Genomic DNA, 18,096 nt, shown 5'->3' with positions numbered 1-18,096 from the left:
CGGACGGCGCTTTTGGTTTAACCGGGGATATACTTGATATGCTGCTGCTGCGTCATTCCCCGGCCTGACCGCGCTGGAACTCGGCAATCGCCTCATATTGGCTTTCCAGGCTGCGGTATACGGATATATAGATGGGCAGGAGCTGTTTATAGACTTTGGCATGTTCGGGCACAGGTTCGTGCCGGTGGGTAGAGCCGATCATCGGGTATACAGCATCCAGTGAATCGACGCGGCCTATGGCATATAATCCCAGTACAGCTGCTCCAAGGCACGAGCTTTCAAAGCTCTCGGGAATGATTACCTCCTGGTCAAAAATATCGGCCATCATCTGTCTCCAGAGTGCAGAGCGGGCGAACCCGCCGGTAGCCAGGATGGTGCCCGGACGCCCGATGATCTCCTCCATGGCAAGCAGAACGGTGTACATATTGAAGATTACCCCCTCCAGCACTGCGCGGATCATATGCTCCTTATGATGATTCATGCTCAGCCCGAAGAAGGAGCCGCGGGCATCGGGATTCCACAGGGGCGCCCGTTCTCCCGTCAGGTAGGGATGAAAGAGCAGGCCGTTACTGCCCGGGGGTACCTGCCCGGCGATCCGTGTCAGTACCTCATAGGGATCTATCCCAAGGCGTTTGGCAGTCTCAACCTCAGAGGCAGCAAACTCATCCCGTACCCAGCGGAACAGCATGCCGCCGTTATTCACGGGCCCGCCAATGACCCAGTGCCTGGCGGTAAGCGCATAACAGAAGGTCCGCCCTTTGGGATCGGTCAGCGGGCGGTCAACGACAGTGCGGATGGCCCCGCTGGTTCCAATTGTAGCAGCGATAACTCCCGGCTTGATCGCACCAACCCCGAGGTTAGAGAGGACACCATCACTGGCTCCGACGATGAAGGGCGTGGAAGGCAGCAGTCCAAGCGCCTCCGCCATTTCGGGCAGCAGCTCCTTCATGATATGTGTGGTAGGCACGGGTGTGGAGAGATGCTCCGCGGTAATGCCGGCAATCTCCAGCGCCTCAGCATCCCAGTCCAGCTGTTCCAGATTAAACATTCCTGTAGATGAAGCGATGGAATAGTCGATTACATATTCACCAAACAGCTTGAAGAAGATGTATTCTTTGATCGAGATGAACTTACGGGTCTGCCGGAACAGCTCCGGCTGCTCGCTGCAGAGCCACATCAGCTTGGTAATAGGGGACATAGGGTGAACCGGTGTTCCGGTCCGTCTATACAACTCATGTCCGTTCAGCTCGTCCTTCAGCTTCCGGGCGTAGCTGCTGCTCCGGTTGTCGGCCCAGGTGATACAGGCGGTCAGCGGCTTGCCTGAAGCATCTGCCGCAATAACGCTATGCATAGCCGAGCTGAAGGAGACAAGCAGAATCTGTTCCGGCGGCAGCTGACTGGCTTGCATGACTGTAGCCAGGGTATCCATTACGGCCTGCAGGATCTGTTCCGGGTCCTGCTCAGCGACAGAAGAGGAAGGCTGGTGCAGCGGGTAACCCTGGCTGCTCTGGGTAACGATACGGCCGTTCTCCTCAAAGAGGACAGCCTTGGTGCTGGTGGTGCCGATATCTACACCGATCATATAGGATGAGGATGTACTCAACGGTTCAGACCTTCTTTCCGCGAATTCCTCTGTCATCCGGCAGCCGCAGAGCTACAAATCAGCCTAGGATAAGCAGACAGAACGTTCTCAGTTAATCAGTTATTAAGACAGGCTGCGGGTCAAGGTCTTTCCGGAATCTTCGAAATAGTCCTGAACTACCCTGTGTAGCGTATCCGGGTTGCCGGAGCGCAGAGCTTCCACCAGTGTGCGGTGCTTCTCAGCCACCCAGTTCATCCGCTCTTCCCCCAGGGAGAAGACCTGTTCAGTGGTAATCAGAATGACGGTCATAACAATATGACGGATGCTGTTCCACAAGTGCAGAATCCGGGTATGGCTTGCTTCAGTGACAATCGTCTCGTGAAAAGCAAAGTCCTGCTGTGCAAACTCAACGGAATTATTATATTTAACCGCCAGCTTCATCTGGTCAATCAGCTGCTCAAGCCGCAGAATCAGCCCGTCCTGGCTGGCTGCGGCGAGCCTTTGCAGGGCAAAGCTCTCGATAAGATACCGCACATCATACAGCTCTTTCACATCCTGGAGACTCAGGCCCACCACCACGGCTCCCATCCGTTCCAGACGGATTAATCCCTCGCCCGATAAAGCCTTGAACGCTTCGCGGACAGGGGAGCGGCTGGTATTGAAATCTGCAGCAATCCGGTTCTCGGAGAGCACCTCGCCCGGTTTGATCTGCTCATTTATAATTTGCAGCCTGAGTTCACAGGCGATAGATTCTCCAAGCGAAGCCCCTTTCAGCCAGGTGACGGGATATTGCATGTGAAACGACTCCTCTATGTGATTATTGTATAGGCCAGAATCAGACTCTCTAGTCGATTTTAACATACAATGTCCTCACGTCACCAACGCTTTAGCAGCAGCTAAACGCTCCGTTACCCGGCAGGACGGCGTGGCCGCCAAATTCATTCCGCAGGGCAGCGACCACCTTCCCGTGGAACGTATCCTCCTGCAGAGAGCGGTAGCGCATCAGGAGTGACAGGGCTATAACCGGAGTGCTGGCCTCCAGCTCGAGGGCGGTCTGCACCGTCCATTTGCCCTCACCTGAGCTCTGCATCACACCGCGGATGCCGGAGAGTTTAGGGTCTTTGGCAAAAGCCTGCTGAGCCAGCTCCATCAGCCAGCCGCGGATGACGGAGCCGCTGGACCACAGCCGGGCGACATCCTCATAGTTGAAGCTGAAGCTGCTGCGCTCAAGCAGCTCGAAGCCCTCAGCAATGGATTGCATCATGCCGTATTCGATGCCGTTATGAATCATCTTCAGGAAATGCCCGCTTCCGCTTTCCCCTGCATACAGATAGCCCTGATCTACAGCCAGATCGCGGAATAACGGTTCAATGGTGCGGAATACGGCCGCATCACCGCCAACCATGAAGCATGCCCCGTGTGCAGCACCTTCGGTTCCGCCGGAGGTGCCGGAATCGAAGAAGTATATCCCGCGCTGCAGCAGCAGCTCCGCCCGGGCGGCGGATTCACGGTAGTGAGAGTTGCCGCCGTCAATCAGAATGTCACCCGGCTCCAGCAGTCCGGCAAGGGTAGTAATTACCCCTTCCACAACCTCACCGGCAGGCACCATTACCCAAATCACCCGGGGAGGCGCAAGCATAGCGACCAATTCCTCCAAAGAGGCAGCCGGAGCAGCGCCATACCCTGCTAATTGCTCGCCCACTTGCGGATTAATGTCGCTGACTACAAGCTCATGCTTATGGTTCAGCAGATTCAGTGCCAGGTTATAGCCCATTTTGCCCAGTCCGATCAGGCCCAGCTTCATTGTTCTTCACTCCTCAGCAGTTTTTATCAATTTACCTGTATACTTGTATACAACTTTGTCTGTATTCTACTCCGGTCATTCCTCATTTGTAAAGTAATACTTGCAATGCATAGGCCGGAAATATTCTAATACTGCCGAAGCTCCATGTTTGTAAGCATGCACTGTACGGCGGACAAGGGGAGAGGTATATTTATTCTTATACAAAGGGTTCAATTGACGGAAAAGAGCAGTCCATGATACCATATCAAGGACGCTTTAATTTGCTACCACTTTACCATAGTAAAGCAATTATAAATTTCCAGTACAATAGTGAATGCTAGAACTATTATATGTCAACTGACGAGGTGACCCATGAATATGAGTAAACCCAAAGGATTCGAAAAGCCCGCCGGTGTGCGCGATTATCTGCCGCGTGCGGTAACGAAGCTGCGCAAGATTGAGAATGATGTGCTGCACTGCATGAGCCGCTGGGGCTACAGCCAAATGATTACTCCTACGCTTGAGTATTACGATACGGTCGGTGTGGCCAGCTCCACATCAGACCAGAAGCTGTACAAATTACTTAACAACCGCGGCCAGGCACTAGTACTGCGCTCGGAAATGACAGCGCCAGTAGCCCGTGTGGTCGCCTCCTTACTCAAAGATGAACCGTTGCCGCTCCGCCTGTCTTATCATGCGAATGTCTTCCGGGCAATTGAAGAGGAGGCCGGCCGGGAGGCTGAATTCTTCCAGACCGGTGTTGAGCTGGTCGGTGATGATTCACCGGAGGCCGATGCCGAAGTGGTTGCGCTGGCCATTGCTTCGCTGCAGGCGGCAGGTGTGAAGTCTTTCAAAATTGCGCTCGGGCATGTCGGTTTTCTTGACGGATTGTTCCAGGAAGCCGTTTCAGGCCTCCCGGACGCCCAGGAGGAATTGAAGAGCCATCTGCTGGGCCGCGATTATGTTGCCTTCCGTGAGGCACTGCAGCGCCTCGAGCTGCCGGAAGCCCAGAAGCAGGAGCTGGACGGGCTGCTGCGGCTGCGCGGCGGCAAGGAAATCTGCGGCCAGGCGCTGGAGCTGAGCAGCCATCCGCTGGCCCGCACCTCCATTGAACATCTGTGCAAGGTATGGGAAGTGCTGGCTGCTTATGGCGTTTCCCGGCATGTGCTGATCGATCTGACCATGATCGGGGACTTCTCCTATTATACCGGCATGACCTTTGAGGGGTATGCAGCAGATCTGGGCTTCCCGGTATGCAGCGGCGGGCGCTATAACAATCTGCTTCAGCAGTTTGGACGGCCGATTCCAGCCACAGGCTTCTCACTGAAGACAAACCGGATTCTGGACGGTGTACCGGGTGAGCCTGAAGAGGAAGAGTTGCCCGTACTGGTGCAATACGATGCTTTGCGGCGCCAGGAGGGCCTGGAAGAGGCCGCACGGCTGCGGAATGAAGGCCATGCCGTAGTAACACGGCTGGCTGCGGGTCCGGACGATCTGAAGACGGTGAAACGGCTGGATGCCGATACGATAGAAGCAGCAGGTGAGCGGTATGGAGAGATCTATACATTCGTATCGTTCGTCAGCGAGCATGGATGAGCAGCGCGGTATGATGAATTTGCTCAACGATATAGTGTGGCTATAGAAGCGGAAATGGAAACGGAGGCTGATAATGATGGCACAGATTCTTAAGGTAGCCATGCCGAAAGGCCGGATTTACAATAAAGCGGCAGAGCTGTTCCGCCAGGCGGGGCTGGCAATTCCCCCGGACGGGGAAGAATCACGGAAGCTCGTGATTTCCCTGCCGGAAGCGGGGATGGAGTTCATTCTGGCTAAGCCGGTCGATGTGCCTACTTATGTAGAGTACGGGGTGGCGGATATCGGGATTGTCGGCAAAGACGTATTGCTCGAAGAGAACCGCGATGTGTATGAGCTGCTGGATCTGGGTATCGCCCGCTGCCGGATGTCGATTATCGGACTTCCGGGCTGGCAGCCGGGCATTCAGCAGCGGGTAGCAACCAAATATCCGAATGTGGCTTCGCGCTATTTCCGCGAGCAAGGCCAGCAGGTCGAGGTAGTAAAGCTGAACGGCTCCATCGAGCTTGCTCCGCTGATCGGCCTGGCTGACCGGATCGTTGATATGGTGGAGACCGGCCAGACGCTGAAGGATAACGGGCTGGTTGAGATGACTAGCATCTTCGAAATCACAAGCCGGCTGGTGGCTAACCGGGTAAGTTACCGGATGAAGAATGAGGAAATTCAGCAGCTGTGCGACCGTCTGCAGGGAGTCATTGCTAAGCCGGGCCTGCAGTTGAAATAGCTGTGAAAATACGGATTCAAGGGGGAAGCAGCGGTGAAGATTCAGTCCAGCAAGGAGTTCAAGCTGCAGCGTGAAGTGGAATACGGCACGCCTGAGCAGAATGAGGCCGTCCGGGCTATCGTGAAGGATATCAAACAGGAGGGCGACGCAGCGCTGCTCCGCTATACGGAGCGCTTTGACGGCGCTGTGCTGACGCCCGGGCAGCTGCGGGTCACACCGGAGGAGCTTGAGGCCGCCTATGGCCGGGTAGAGGAGTCCTTCGTGACTGCAATCCGCGCGGCAGCCGTTAATATCCGCGCGTTCCATGCGCGGCAGAAACGTAATTCCTGGATGGATCTGCAGCCGGACGGCACGATCCTCGGACAGATTATCCGCCCGCTGAAGCGCGTGGGCGTCTATGTTCCCGGCGGCAAGGCGGCCTATCCGTCCTCGGTGCTGATGAACGTCATTCCGGCACAGATCGCCGGCGTGCCGGAGATCGTGATGGTGACCCCGCCTTCGACAGGCGGCTCCGGCGGCATAGATCCCTATATTCTCGTGGCCGCCGCTGAAGCGGGCGTACACGAGATCTACCGCATCGGCGGCGCGCAGGCGATCGCCGCCCTGGCGTTCGGCACGGAGTCCATCGTGCCGGTCGATAAGATCTGCGGGCCGGGGAACATCTACGTGGCCCTGGCCAAACGCGAGGTCTACGGCGCTGTCGATATCGACAGCATTGCCGGACCGAGCGAAATCGTCGTGCTCGCCGACGATACCGCCGAGGCCGCCTACGTCGCGGCCGACCTGCTCTCGCAGGCCGAGCACGACGAGATGGCCTCGGCGATCCTCGTGACGCCGTCGCAGCGTCTCGCGGAGGCGGTGGCTGCCGAGGTGGAGCGGCAGCTGCAGGCGTTGCCGCGCGAGACAATCGCGCGGGCCTCGGTGGAGAACTACGGCGCGATTATCGTCGTGGACTCGCTTGAGGAGGGCATCTCCGTAGTCAACCGGCTGGCGCCGGAGCATCTGGAGATTGTAGTGAAGGACCCGATGGGACTGACTGGCGCAATCGAGAACGCCGGGGCCATCTTCCTGGGTCCTTACAGCTCAGAGCCGGTCGGCGATTACTTCGCCGGACCGAATCATATTATACCGACCAACGGCACGGCGCGGTTCTCCTCGCCGGTGGATGTGGATGATTTCATTAAGAAATCAAGCCTGATTTATTATAGTAAGGAAGCGCTGCTGCGGGACGGGGCAGCTATTATAGAGCTCGCCCGGCGCGAGGGGCTGGAAGGCCATGCCCGTGCGATTGAAATCCGGCTGGAGAATGAAGCGAAAGGTGGAGACGGAAATGGAGAACAATAATAACGAACAGGTCCTGCGCAGGGCCGGACTCAGCCGTACAACGAACGAAACAGATATTACCTTGAACTTTGCGGTGGACGGCAGCGGGGTATCGGAGCTTGAGACAGATGTGCCTTTCCTGAATCATATGCTGGACTTGTTCACGAAGCACGGGCAGTTCGACCTCTCCGTCCAGGCACGGGGCGATATCGATATTGACGACCACCACACGGTGGAGGATATCGGCATCTGTCTCGGACAGGCACTGCGTGAGGCGCTGGGCGACAAAAAAGGCATCAAGCGTTACGCAAGTGTCTTCGTTCCGATGGATGAGGCGCTGGCCCAGGTCGTGATTGATATCAGCAACCGTCCGCATTTCGAATACCGGGCAAGCTATCCTTCCCAGCAGGTGGGCAGCTTCTCGACGGAGCTGGTTCACGAGTTCCTCTGGAAATTCGCGCTGGAGGCGAGAATTACACTGCATGTTATCGTGCATTACGGCTCCAATACCCATCACATGATTGAGGCCGTCTTCAAGGCGCTGGGCCGGGCACTGGATGAAGCAACGCAAGTAGATCCCCGCGTGAAGGGCGTGCCTTCGACGAAGGGAGTGCTGTAGCATGACTGTAGCAATCGTCGATTACGGCATGGGCAATCTGCACAGTGTCAGCAAGGCGGTAGAACGCCTGGGGTATACAAGCCTTGTGACGGCGGACCCCAAGGAGATTCTGGGGGCGGATAGCGTAATCCTGCCCGGGGTCGGTGCCTTCGGCGATGCAATGGAGCATTTGCGGGCGAGCGGAATGGATGTGGTAGTTCAGGCGGCAGCCGCTGCCGGGCAGCCGCTGCTCGGCATCTGCCTCGGGATGCAGCTGCTCTTCAGCGGCAGCGAAGAGCATGGCAAGCATACCGGGCTGGATATTCTGCCTGGCTCTGTAGTACGTTTCGCGCCGCGCGATGGCTTCAAGGTGCCGCATATGGGCTGGAACAAGCTTAGCTTCCTCCAGCCTGAGAGTCCGCTGCTGAGCGGCCTGACGGAAGGCCATGTCTACTTCGTCCATTCCTATCATGTGCTGACCGGCTCGGACAGCGATTTGCTTGCCGTTACGGATTACGGGCATCCGGTAACGGCGGTGGTGGGCCGGAATCATGTGTACGGGATGCAGTTCCATCCCGAGAAGAGCGGGGAGCTTGGCATCAGGCTGCTGGGTAATTTCCTGCGGCTGCGAAGAGAACAGGCTTAATTAACTAACAGGCAGTTTATAATCATAGATCAATACGAGCCTCATACAGTACGAATAAAATAACTGCAACGAAAGCGGGGAGTGCTTCATGTCTTCTTTTATCGTATACCCGGCAATTGATATCCGGGACGGCAAATGCGTCCGGCTGCAGCAGGGGGATTACAGCCAGGAAACGATCTACAACGATAGTCCGGTGACTGTAGCCAAGTCATGGGAAGAGCAGGGCGGGCAGTTTATCCATCTTGTGGATCTGGACGGGGCGAAGGCTGGTCATCCTGTCAACGACAGCATTATCGGAGCTATAGCGAAGAATGCCAACGTTCCCGTTCAGGTCGGCGGCGGTCTCCGCACTCTGGCTGATGTGGAGAAGCTGCTGGGCCTTGGCGTCAGCCGGGTTATTATCGGGACGGCAGCGATTAATGATCATGCTTTTACAGAAGCGGTGCTTGCCAGATATGGTGATAAAGTAGCAATCGGCATTGATGCGCGGGGCGGCTACGTTGCGACACACGGCTGGCTGAATACCTCCGAGGTGCGTGCTGAGGATCTGGCCAGGGAGCTGGCGGCGAAAGGCGCAGAAACCTTCATCTACACGGATATCTCCCGTGACGGCATGATGCAGGGGCCGAACGTAGAGGGAATTCTGTCTATGGCGGCAGCAAGCGGCAAAACGGTAATTGCCTCCGGCGGCGTGACCAGCCTGGATGATCTGCTGCGCCTGAACGTACATAGCGGCAGCGGAATCGGCGGGGCGATTGTCGGCAAGGCGCTGTATACCGGGAATATTGATCTGACGTCGGCGCTTCAGGCGCTGGGCCAGCCTTCCGGGTCACGGGGAGGTCTCTAAATGCTGGCCAAACGGATTATCCCCTGCCTGGATGTTAAGGACGGACGGGTAGTAAAAGGTGTTAACTTCGTCAATCTGCGTGATGCCGGAGATCCGGTGGAGCTGGCGGCGCTGTACGACCGTGAAGGTGCGGATGAGCTGGTATTCCTTGATATTTCTGCTTCGGTAGAAGGCCGGGCGACGATGATTGAGGTGGTGCGGCAGACCGCCGGCGAGATTGCCATTCCGTTCACGGTGGGCGGAGGCATCTCGACCCCTGAGGATATGAAGCGGATTCTGCGCGCCGGTGCGGACAAAATCGGCATCAATACTGCGGCGGTCAATAACCCGCAGCTGATTCTCGAAGGGGCCCGCCGCTTCGGCTCCCAGTGTATCGTAGTGGCGATGGATGCCAAATATAACGAGGCTTGGGGCGAGTGGGAGGTCTATACGCACGGCGGGCGTAAGCCTGCCGGCATCCGGGCGCTGGCCTGGGCCAAGGAAGCCGAGCGGCTGGGAGCCGGTGAAATTCTGCTTACAAGCATGGATGCGGACGGCACGAAGGACGGCTTCGATCTGAAGCTGACGGCGGCAGTCTGCGATTCCCTGAGCATTCCGGTAATTGCTTCCGGCGGTGCCGGGCGGATTGACCATTTCTATGATGTATTTACGGAAGGCAAAGCTGATGCCGGACTTGCGGCAACGATTTTTCATTATAAAGAGATTGCTATTCATGATCTGAAGGCTGATCTGAAGCAAAGAGGGGTAGAGATCCGATGAGCGAGGAACAGAACAATACGAAGCAGCTTCAGCAAGAGGCTGTAGCGGGCATCCGCTGGAATGAATCCGGACTGCTGCCGGCTGTAGTGCAGGATGCACGGACCCTTGAGGTGTTAATGTTCGCTTATATGAATCAGGAGTCGCTGCAGCGCTCCCTTGCAAGCGGCCAGACCTGGTTCTGGAGCCGTTCAAGAAGTGAATTGTGGCATAAAGGCGGAACCTCGGGCAACACCCAGGCCATCTCCTCCATTCATTATGATTGTGACAGCGACACGCTTCTGGTGAAGGTAGTGCCGGAAGGCCCGGCCTGCCATACCGGAGAGAACAGCTGCTTCTACCGCGAGATTCCTCTGGAAGCTCCGGCAGCGGCTGTTCTCTCCCCGGCAGGAGAGGACGGCCGCTTTGCCGTGCTGGCTGAGCTGGAGCGCGTCATTGCTGAGCGTGAAGTGAACCGTCCGGAGGGAGCGTATACAACTTATCTGTTCGATAAGGGTGTAGACAAGATTCTGAAGAAGGTCGGTGAAGAAGCGTCCGAAACGATCATCGCTGCCAAAAACAAAGATAATGCCGAGCTGCGCCTTGAGGTCAGCGATCTGATCTATCACCTGCTTGTGCTGCTGCAGGAACGCAAGCTGCCGCTGGATGAGATTCTGGAAGAGCTGAGCGCCCGCCACGAACGGCCGCGCCGCGATTAGGGGGATTCCGGGCATGCGTATCGATTACCATACCCATCATGAGCGCTGCGGCCATGCCGTAGGAAAGCTTGAAGAGTATGTACAGCGCGGTATTGCGCTTGGACTGGAGCAGCTGGGGTTGTCGGATCATCTGCCGCTGATTCATGTGGACCCGGACAATTACTACCCGGAGATGGCCATGCCGCTCGCGGAGCTTCCGCGTTATGTAGAGGAATGCCTTAATCTGAAGGAGCGCTACCGCGGGCAGATTGAGCTGCGGGTAGGGCTGGAAGCGGATTATATCGAAGGGTATGAGGAACAGATCCGTGAGCTTTTATCGCCATATCCATGGGACTACCTGATCGGGTCCGTGCATTTTCTCGGGGAATGGGATATTACGGATCACCGGCAGACCCACGGCTGGGAAGGGCAGGATGTAATGGCCGTATACCGCCGTTATTATGATGCTGTTCAGAAGTCGGCGTTATCGGGATTATATGATATTATAGGACATATGGACGTGATTAAACGGTTCGGCTACGGGCCGCAGGCACCGGAAGACCAGGCTGCCGCGCGGGCGCTGGAGCTTGATACGCTTAAGGTGATTGCCCGCAGCGGAATCGCGATGGAACTGAATGCTTCCGGGCTTACGAAACCGTGTGCCGAGATGTTTCCGGCAGAGCATGTGCTTCAGCAGGCATTCCGGCTGGGGATTCCGCTTACGGTAGGCTCGGATGCCCATGATCCGCTGAAGCTGGGAGACGGCCTGCAGGAGGCGCGGGAAATGCTCTGGCGTACAGGCTTCCGTGAGCTGTCTGTATTTGCAGGACGCCGCCGTACATCCGTCCCGTATGAAGTGTAAATTATAATCCCAGGAGGGTGCCATGCATCATCAATTACGTATTTTTTCCGGTTCGTCGAATCCGAAGCTGGCCGCTGATGTTGCGGCGCGTCTTGGTGCACCGCTGGGCCAGATTAAGCTGACACGTTTCAAGAGCGGCGAGATTTATGTGCATTATGAAGAGAGTATCCGGAACTGCGACGTTTTTTTGGTGCAATCCCTGGCTCATCCGATTAACGAACTGTTTGTAGAATTGCTGGTTATGATTGATGCAGCCAAACGCGCATCGGCAAGAACCGTGAATATCATTGTTCCCTATTACGGCTATGCCCGGCAGGAACGTAAATCTGCACCGCGTGAGCCGATCTCGGCCAAGATGGTCGCAGATGTGCTGACTACTGCCGGTGCAACCCGCGTGATTACCATTGATCTGCATGCCGCCGCCATCCAGGGGTTCTTCAATATCCCGGTCGATCACCTGACAGCACTTGATCTAATCAGCGGTTACTTGAAGGTGAAGGGCTTGTCCGATCTGGTTGTTGTCTCACCGGATGCAGGACGCGCCTCCATGGCCGAGAAGCTGGCCAGCCGGCTGGATTCGCCGTTTGCCATCATGATTAAGAAACGTCCGGCCCATAATGAATCGGTCATCACCCATGTCATCGGAGATGTGGAGGGCAAGACGCCGATCATTATCGAGGACCTCATTGATACGGGGACTACCATTGTCAATGTAGTGGAAGGGCTGAAGGAGCGGGGGGCCAGGAACAGCATCATCTGTGCCACGCACGGGCTGTTCTCCGGGGATGCGCTTCAGCGTATGGATCATCCTAATATTGATGAAATTATTATCACCGATTCCATTGCACTGCCGGATGATCATTCCAGCAGGTTCACGGTGCTTTCGGTAGCGCCGATGCTGGCAGAAGCCACACGCATTATTATCGAAGGCGGTTCCATAGACAATTTATTCAGAGACGCGGGGATTTAATCCCTGCGTTTCTTTTTGCTTATCGCTAATGACGGCATCCTTCAAGCTTTTACCTGCTTATTACTCTCCCCTTAGACTTGAGAATCTGCCTTCCACATGTGGTATACTGTGTGAAGAAGATAGCAGAAACCATAAATGGAAATGATAAGAACACTTAAAGCAGGGAGTACAGGTTTATTTTTGACGCTGCTCTCCTATTTTTCGTGAGGCCAGGAAGCTTATAAAGGGAGGTGCCTTGCTTCCATGATTGAGAGAACTTCAGAGAATGCCGCGGAGGACAATAATGTAATTCCGGTAACTCTGGATGCCAATTTTTTCTTTGAAAGAGCCGTACGGTCGCTGGACCGCTTTCAATATGATAAGGCATTAAAGAATTTTCGCAAAGCTGTTGAATATGAACCGGACAATCCGGTGAATCATTGTAATATGGCGGGTATATTATCTGAGATGGGGAATTACACCGCATCCAACGAGATTCTGACCCATGTCCTGGAGAAGATTGATCCGGCAATGACGGAATGCCATTTCTACATGGCTAATAACTTCGCCAATATGGAAAGCTTTGAAGAGGCGGAGCGTTCGCTGATTACTTATCTGGAGGAGGACGCGAGCGGCGAGTTCATGGCAGAGTCTGAAGAACTGATGGAGCTGCTGCAGTATGAGCTGAACCGTCCTGCCCCGCTTGTGCGGATCCGCAGCCGTGAAGGCGTGGTCGAGCATGACCGGGCCCGCAGCATGCTTGAGGAAGGCAAGTTTCCGCAGGCGGTTCAGCTGCTGGAGGAGATTATTGCGAACACCCCGGACTTTCTCGCTGCGCACAACAATCTGGCGCTTGCCTACTTCTATATGGGCCGGTTTGCCAAAGCAAAGGATTGTCTGGACGAAGTGCTGAGACAGGACCCCGGCAATCTGCATGCGCTCTGCAATATGGCGATTTTCCTGCAGTATGCAGGAGACAAAGTGCAGCTTGAACATTTGCTGGGGATGCTGGAGGCGACTGTGCCCTTCCATCAGGAGCATGTGTTCAAAATGGCGACTACGATGGGCATCCTGGGCAGACACACCGCGGCTTACAGCCACTTCCGGCGTCTGCTGAAGGATGAGGAGGTGGCCGGTGATGCCGGGCTGTATCATTACTGTGCAGCAGCAGCCAGCAATAGCGGGCTCTACACTGAGGCGCTCCGCTGCTGGCGGCAGGCGGCTAAGCTGGATCCGGCTTCTGCAGTCCCGGCCTTCTTCCTCTCCCAGCTCCAGCAGGCACGCAGTGAGGACAAAGCGATGCCGGCAGTCAGCTACAACTATCAGCTGCCCTTTCAGGAGCAGCTTAAGCAGTGGAAGGGCAACCCGGCCCGGTTCACTGAAGAGGTGCGGAGCAACCCGCTTCTGCGGGCCTCCTTCTTCTGGGCGCTGCGTTACGGGGATGCCTCCACGAAGCTGCAGGTGACCGAGGCGCTCCGCTGGATTGAGGATGAGGAGATATCCGGAGTCCTGCGCGGTATTCTGGAGCAGGAGCCGCTGCAGGAGGACCGGCTGCAGGAAGCAGCACTGCTGAGCCTGCAGCGGCTGATCGGGGATGGCCTGGATGAACCGGCCGGCCCCGGTGGAGAGCAGGAGCCGGCGGCTGCCGGATTCAAGGGTCCGCCCGAATGGCGTGAGGACTGGCAGCGGATTATCGACCATACGGCAGCCATGATGGACCGCAGAGGGGAGGCTGCCATGAAGCAGGATGCAGAGTACATCTGGAAGCAGTTCATCGCCAGGCTATATCCCGATGTGCCGTTATTCCGCAATGACGGAGGCTGGTGTGCAGCCCTGGACTATCTTACGGCGAAGCTGCACGGGCACCCGGTTACGTTCCGTGAGGCTGCACAGCGTTACGGGGTCTCTGTCTCTATGGTAAGCCGGTATGCCCGGCGGATTGACAGCGAATGTGACATCCAGGATATGCTGCCGGGAACGGGCAGCCTGTCGCCGTCCACCAACAATATTTAGAGGAACTGAATCTGCTTGTGAGGAGGCCAATGTAATGTACAAAACGATTGTAATCGGAACCGGCCCGGCCGGGCTGACTGCCGCGATTTATTTGGCGCGTGCCAATCTCAGCCCGCTGGTCATTGAAGGCTTGCAGCCGGGAGGACAGCTGACAACGACGACAGAAGTAGAGAACTTTCCAGGCTTCCCTGAAGGCATTATGGGCCCTGATCTGATGGATAACATGCGGAAGCAGGCGGAACGCTTCGGCGCCGAGTTCAAGAACGGCTGGGTGGAATCCGTTGATTTCTCCCGGCGTCCGTTCAAAGTGACTGTAGATGGTCTGGGCGTATTAGAGGCCGAGTCGGTCATCATCTCAACCGGCGCCTCTGCCCGGTACCTGGGCATTCCCGGAGAGCAGGAGAATGTGGGCCGCGGGGTCAGCACGTGTGCAACCTGTGACGGCTTCTTCTTCCGGAACAAGAAGATTGTTGTGGTCGGTGGCGGTGATTCCGCGATGGAGGAAGCCAGCTTCCTGACCCGCTTCGCTTCCAGCGTTACGCTGGTCCACCGCCGTCCGGAGCTGCGGGCTTCGAAGATCATGCAGGACCGTGCGCGTGACAACAGCAAGGTATCCTGGGCGCTTAACCGTACACCTGTTGAGGTTACAATAGGGGATACGGGAGTCAAGGGTCTTACCGTGCTCAATAACGAGACAGGACTTCAGGAGCTGGTGGAAGCGGATGGTGTATTTGTGGCGATCGGCCACACGCCGAACACAGCCTTCTTAGGCGGACAAATTACCACCGATGCCAACGGCTATATCGTCGTTAATCCGGGAACCACGGAGACGAATATTCCCGGCGTATTCGCTTGTGGCGATGTGCAGGATACCCGTTACCGCCAGGCGATTTCGGCTGCGGGAACCGGCTGTATGGCGGCAATGGATGCCGAGAAGTTCCTGGAGGGCACCATGGTGCATGACTGGAGCGAGTCGCTGGATAAATAATTCCTGTCTGTCTTAGAGCAGGCGGATAAACGTGAATGGGGTTAATCAGCCGTCAGTCCGATTAGGGACTGGCGGTTATTTTTGTTTCTTGTGTGAAACTTTGCACATGAAGCGGCGTACACATCTGTATCCAAGCTATAAGGAGTGGATCCGGTGGAGAACAAGGACTGGCATAAGGAAAGTGAACGGTTCAATGAAGCAGCTGCAATATATGATTTGTACCGCCCCAGCTATCCTGCCGCATTGATTGACCAGATTATAGAAGCTGCCACGCTGACTGCCGGGTCGGACATCCTGGAGATCGGTGCAGGGAGCGGGAAGGCCTCCGAGCTGTTCCTGGACCGCGGATACAGGCTGCTCTGCATTGAGCCGGGGCCGCAGCTCGCTGAGCTGGGAAGGCAGAAGCACAAGGAGAAGCGGGTACGGTTTGATGTTGTGAGATTTGAGCACTGGGACGGTCCGGAGTGTGATTTCGATCTGATTTTTTCCGCTCAGGCCTTTCATTGGGTGCCGCAGCCGGAAGGTTATAATAAATGCGGGCATTTGCTGAAAGCGGGCGGCAAGCTGGCGCTTTTCTGGAACTTTTATCAGCAGGGGGACAGCGGGCTTGAGCAGGAAATCGCTGCAGTCTGCGCAGAATATGAGGTCTTCTGGTTTAATACCATAGACGAAATAGAGCGGCGGGTAGAGATGACTGCGGCAGAGCTTGGCGACAGCGGAGTATTCAAAGCGCCGGAGATTTACTGCTATCCCTGGAGCAGCCGCGATAATGCGGAGAGCTTCATTAATTTTCTCCGGACCAGCAACGGATTCATCGGGCTTCCGGAAGTGAAGCAGCAGGAGCTGGGCTCCAGGTTGCATGCACTAATCAGCTCAAATGGCGGTGTGCTGCAAAGGAATTATATATGCACGCTGTTTATAGCGGAAGCCCTCGGCACATCCCCTTTATAACATACATAGCTGTCCTTATGCAGAGCAGGCGTATAAGGGCAGCTTTTTGCTGTAAATATCCGTAATCTTTTTGAAGTTAGTGATTCCAATCACAATTCGTGCTTGCACCCTATGCTAAGCTGTTGCTGAGAAGAATTCTCATTTGTGAGGTGTACACGATTAATGGACAAATTGCTAAGGCTTGATGAGACTATATTTGATCTGGTAGGCAGGCATCCGGAAGTCATTGAGATTATGGTTGAGCTCGGGTTCCGCGATATTGCGAAGCCGGGAATGCTGCAGACGGCAGGCAGGTTCATGACGTTATCCAAGGGTATGAAGCTGAAGAAAATAGAGCTCGAAACCGTACGGCTGGCCTTTGAGCAGCAGGGTTTCAAGATTATAGAATAGAGGAGAGATTAACATGAGTGAATTAATCAACAACCGTGAAGTAGATGTTCCTGAGCAGACACGCCGCCAGGCGATGCTGAAGGAGATCATTAAGGAGCTGCATGCTGGGAAAAGTGTAGAGGAGGTTAAGGCGCGTTTTGCTGAAGCGGTCGGTGATGTAACCGTAGCGGAGATTTCAGCCATGGAGCACTCCCTAATGACTGAAGAGGGGATTCCGGTCGAGGAAGTGCAGCGTCTATGCTCTGTGCACACAGCGATCTTCAAAGGCTCTATTGAGCAGATTCACCGTTCGGCACAGCCGGAAGAGCAGCCGGGCCATCCTGTGCATACCTTCAAGCTGGAGAACCGCGAAATTGAGCGGCTGGTTAACTTCCGACTGGAGCTGCACGCAGATAAATTCAAGAAAACCCAGAGCGAGGAAATCATCTTCAAGCTGCTGGAGGATCTGAGTCTGCTGCTGGATCTCGACAAGCATTACAGCCGCAAGGAGAACCTGCTGTTCCCTTATCTGGAGCGTTACGGCATCTACGGTCCTACCAAAGTAATGTGGGGCGTGGATGACGGTATCCGCAATATGATCAAGGAAGCGAAGAAGGCGCTTAGTGACTATAACGGGGATGCTGAACATATTGCAGCTTCGCTCAGCGAGATTATTAAGGAAGTTAACGAGATGATCTTTAAGGAAGAGAATATTCTGCTGCCGATGGCGCTGGATAAGCTGACTGAAGATGAATGGGTCAAAATCGCCCGCGAAAGCGAGGAGATCGGCTTCTGCCTGGCAGCTCCGGAACGGGAATGGGTGCCAGCGCGTGCCGCTGAACCGGAAGGTGCCGATATTAAGGCTGAAGATGAAGGTGCTTCGCCGCAGGGCTTCATCCGCTTCGAGACCGGGCTGCTGTCGCTTCATCAGCTGGAGACCTTGATGAACCACCTGCCGGTTGACCTGACCTTTATTGATGAGAATGATGTAGTCCGTTATTTCTCACACGGGAAGGAACGGATCTTCGCCCGGACCAAGGCTGTCATCGGCCGCACTGTACAGAACTGCCATCCGCCGCAAAGCGTGCATGTGGTGGAGAAGCTGCTCGAGGATTTCAAGGCCGGCGTTAAGGATGCCGAGGATTTCTGGATTAACATCAAAGACAAATTTATCTATATCCGCTACTTTGCCGTACGTGATGAGAACGGCCGTTATATGGGTACACTTGAATTCACCCAGAATATCGCTCCGATCCGTGCACTCGAGGGCCAGAAGCGTATTTTGTCGGAATAGCGGCATATATACTGGGCCGGCAAGCGCCGGACTCCAGCGGATTTCAATCAGACTTTCTTGCCTGCCGGGTAAGAGAGTCTTTTTGTTAACAGCGAAACAGATCATCCGGAAATGATTAACCCGGGTGTATCGCCTTTCCTT

The 18,096-nt window shown here is 55.5% G+C and carries 18 protein-coding genes; 15 read left to right on the top strand and 3 right to left on the bottom strand.

The features are described 5' to 3' along the window. Nucleotides 1-52 precede the first annotated feature (52 nt). The 3 genes from gntK to gnd form a co-directional block, all read right to left on the bottom strand. Nucleotides 53-1,582, bottom strand: a complete 1,530-nt coding sequence (gene gntK / locus LOS79_RS24335; RefSeq protein WP_315422429.1) for a gluconokinase — start codon at nucleotides 1,580-1,582, stop codon at nucleotides 53-55. A 123-nt stretch (nucleotides 1,583-1,705) separates the two neighbouring features. Further along, the gene (locus tag LOS79_RS24330) at nucleotides 1,706-2,377 is read right to left on the bottom strand and encodes a GntR family transcriptional regulator (protein WP_315413010.1); all 672 of its coding nucleotides are present in this window, start codon (nucleotides 2,375-2,377) and stop codon (nucleotides 1,706-1,708) included. Nucleotides 2,378-2,468: 91 nt separating this feature from the next. Continuing rightward, nucleotides 2,469-3,386, bottom strand: coding sequence for a phosphogluconate dehydrogenase (NAD(+)-dependent, decarboxylating) (gnd, locus tag LOS79_RS24325; RefSeq protein WP_315413008.1), 918 nt, complete (start codon nucleotides 3,384-3,386; stop codon nucleotides 2,469-2,471). 357 nt (nucleotides 3,387-3,743) lie between these two features. On the opposite strand from gnd, the gene LOS79_RS24320 reads away from it, so the two are divergent. The 15 genes from LOS79_RS24320 (at nucleotide 3,744) to LOS79_RS24250 (ending at nucleotide 17,955) form a co-directional block, all read left to right on the top strand. After that, nucleotides 3,744-4,961, top strand: coding sequence for an ATP phosphoribosyltransferase regulatory subunit (locus LOS79_RS24320; protein WP_315413007.1), 1,218 nt, complete (start codon nucleotides 3,744-3,746; stop codon nucleotides 4,959-4,961). A gap of 76 nt (nucleotides 4,962-5,037) precedes the next feature. Then, nucleotides 5,038-5,682 carry an ATP phosphoribosyltransferase gene (gene hisG, locus LOS79_RS24315; protein WP_315422427.1) on the top strand — a complete coding sequence of 215 codons (645 nt, stop codon included), beginning with the start codon at nucleotides 5,038-5,040 and terminating at the stop codon, nucleotides 5,680-5,682. Nucleotides 5,683-5,715: 33 nt separating this feature from the next. After that, nucleotides 5,716-7,026, top strand: coding sequence for a histidinol dehydrogenase (gene hisD / locus LOS79_RS24310; RefSeq protein WP_315413005.1), 1,311 nt, complete (start codon nucleotides 5,716-5,718; stop codon nucleotides 7,024-7,026). Beyond that, a complete protein-coding gene (gene hisB / locus LOS79_RS24305) occupies nucleotides 7,013-7,624 on the top strand; it encodes an imidazoleglycerol-phosphate dehydratase HisB (protein ID WP_315413003.1) in 612 nt (203 codons plus the stop codon). Before hisD ends, hisB begins: the two co-directional genes overlap by 14 nt. Before the next feature lies 1 nt (nucleotide 7,625). Next, a complete protein-coding gene (gene hisH / locus LOS79_RS24300) occupies nucleotides 7,626-8,249 on the top strand; it encodes an imidazole glycerol phosphate synthase subunit HisH (RefSeq protein ID WP_315413001.1) in 624 nt (207 codons plus the stop codon). Between the two features lie 88 nt (nucleotides 8,250-8,337). Further along, the gene (hisA, locus tag LOS79_RS24295) at nucleotides 8,338-9,096 is read left to right on the top strand and encodes a 1-(5-phosphoribosyl)-5-[(5-phosphoribosylamino)methylideneamino]imidazole-4-carboxamide isomerase (protein ID WP_315412999.1); all 759 of its coding nucleotides are present in this window, start codon (nucleotides 8,338-8,340) and stop codon (nucleotides 9,094-9,096) included. After that, on the top strand, nucleotides 9,097-9,855 hold the full coding sequence (hisF, locus tag LOS79_RS24290; protein WP_315412997.1) for an imidazole glycerol phosphate synthase subunit HisF: 759 nt from the start codon (nucleotides 9,097-9,099) through the stop codon (nucleotides 9,853-9,855). It abuts the gene before it with no gap. Continuing rightward, entirely contained in the window at nucleotides 9,852-10,550 is a 699-nt protein-coding gene (gene hisIE / locus LOS79_RS24285; protein ID WP_315412995.1) for a bifunctional phosphoribosyl-AMP cyclohydrolase/phosphoribosyl-ATP diphosphatase HisIE, read from the top strand. The genes hisF and hisIE overlap by 4 nt, the downstream gene beginning before the upstream one ends. A 13-nt stretch (nucleotides 10,551-10,563) precedes the next feature. Continuing rightward, complete coding sequence (hisJ, locus tag LOS79_RS24280) at nucleotides 10,564-11,391, top strand: histidinol-phosphatase HisJ (RefSeq protein WP_315412993.1); 828 nt, start codon at nucleotides 10,564-10,566, stop codon at nucleotides 11,389-11,391. A gap of 22 nt (nucleotides 11,392-11,413) precedes the next feature. Then, a complete protein-coding gene (locus tag LOS79_RS24275) occupies nucleotides 11,414-12,361 on the top strand; it encodes a ribose-phosphate diphosphokinase (protein ID WP_315412991.1) in 948 nt (315 codons plus the stop codon). 243 nt (nucleotides 12,362-12,604) lie between these two features. Beyond that, entirely contained in the window at nucleotides 12,605-14,353 is a 1,749-nt protein-coding gene (locus LOS79_RS24270) for a tetratricopeptide repeat protein (protein WP_315412989.1), read from the top strand. Nucleotides 14,354-14,387: 34 nt separating this feature from the next. Next, nucleotides 14,388-15,341: a thioredoxin-disulfide reductase gene (gene trxB, locus LOS79_RS24265; RefSeq protein WP_315412987.1), complete on the top strand. Its 954-nt coding sequence runs from the start codon at nucleotides 14,388-14,390 to the stop codon at nucleotides 15,339-15,341. A 153-nt stretch (nucleotides 15,342-15,494) separates the two neighbouring features. Next, nucleotides 15,495-16,292 carry a class I SAM-dependent methyltransferase gene (locus LOS79_RS24260; protein WP_315412985.1) on the top strand — a complete coding sequence of 266 codons (798 nt, stop codon included), beginning with the start codon at nucleotides 15,495-15,497 and terminating at the stop codon, nucleotides 16,290-16,292. Between the two features lie 162 nt (nucleotides 16,293-16,454). After that, a complete protein-coding gene (locus LOS79_RS24255) occupies nucleotides 16,455-16,682 on the top strand; it encodes a DUF1858 domain-containing protein (RefSeq protein ID WP_315412983.1) in 228 nt (75 codons plus the stop codon). Nucleotides 16,683-16,695: 13 nt separating this feature from the next. Then, the gene (locus tag LOS79_RS24250; RefSeq protein ID WP_315412981.1) at nucleotides 16,696-17,955 is read left to right on the top strand and encodes a DUF438 domain-containing protein; all 1,260 of its coding nucleotides are present in this window, start codon (nucleotides 16,696-16,698) and stop codon (nucleotides 17,953-17,955) included. Nucleotides 17,956-18,096 lie beyond the last annotated feature (141 nt).

Origin of the sequence: Paenibacillus sp. MMS20-IR301, from assembly GCF_032302195.1 — a bacterium.
In the GTDB taxonomy this organism is placed as follows: domain Bacteria; phylum Bacillota; class Bacilli; order Paenibacillales; family Paenibacillaceae; genus Paenibacillus_AQ.
Note: the sequence above shows the minus strand (reverse complement) of the source record. Positions and strands in the feature narration are given on the sequence as shown.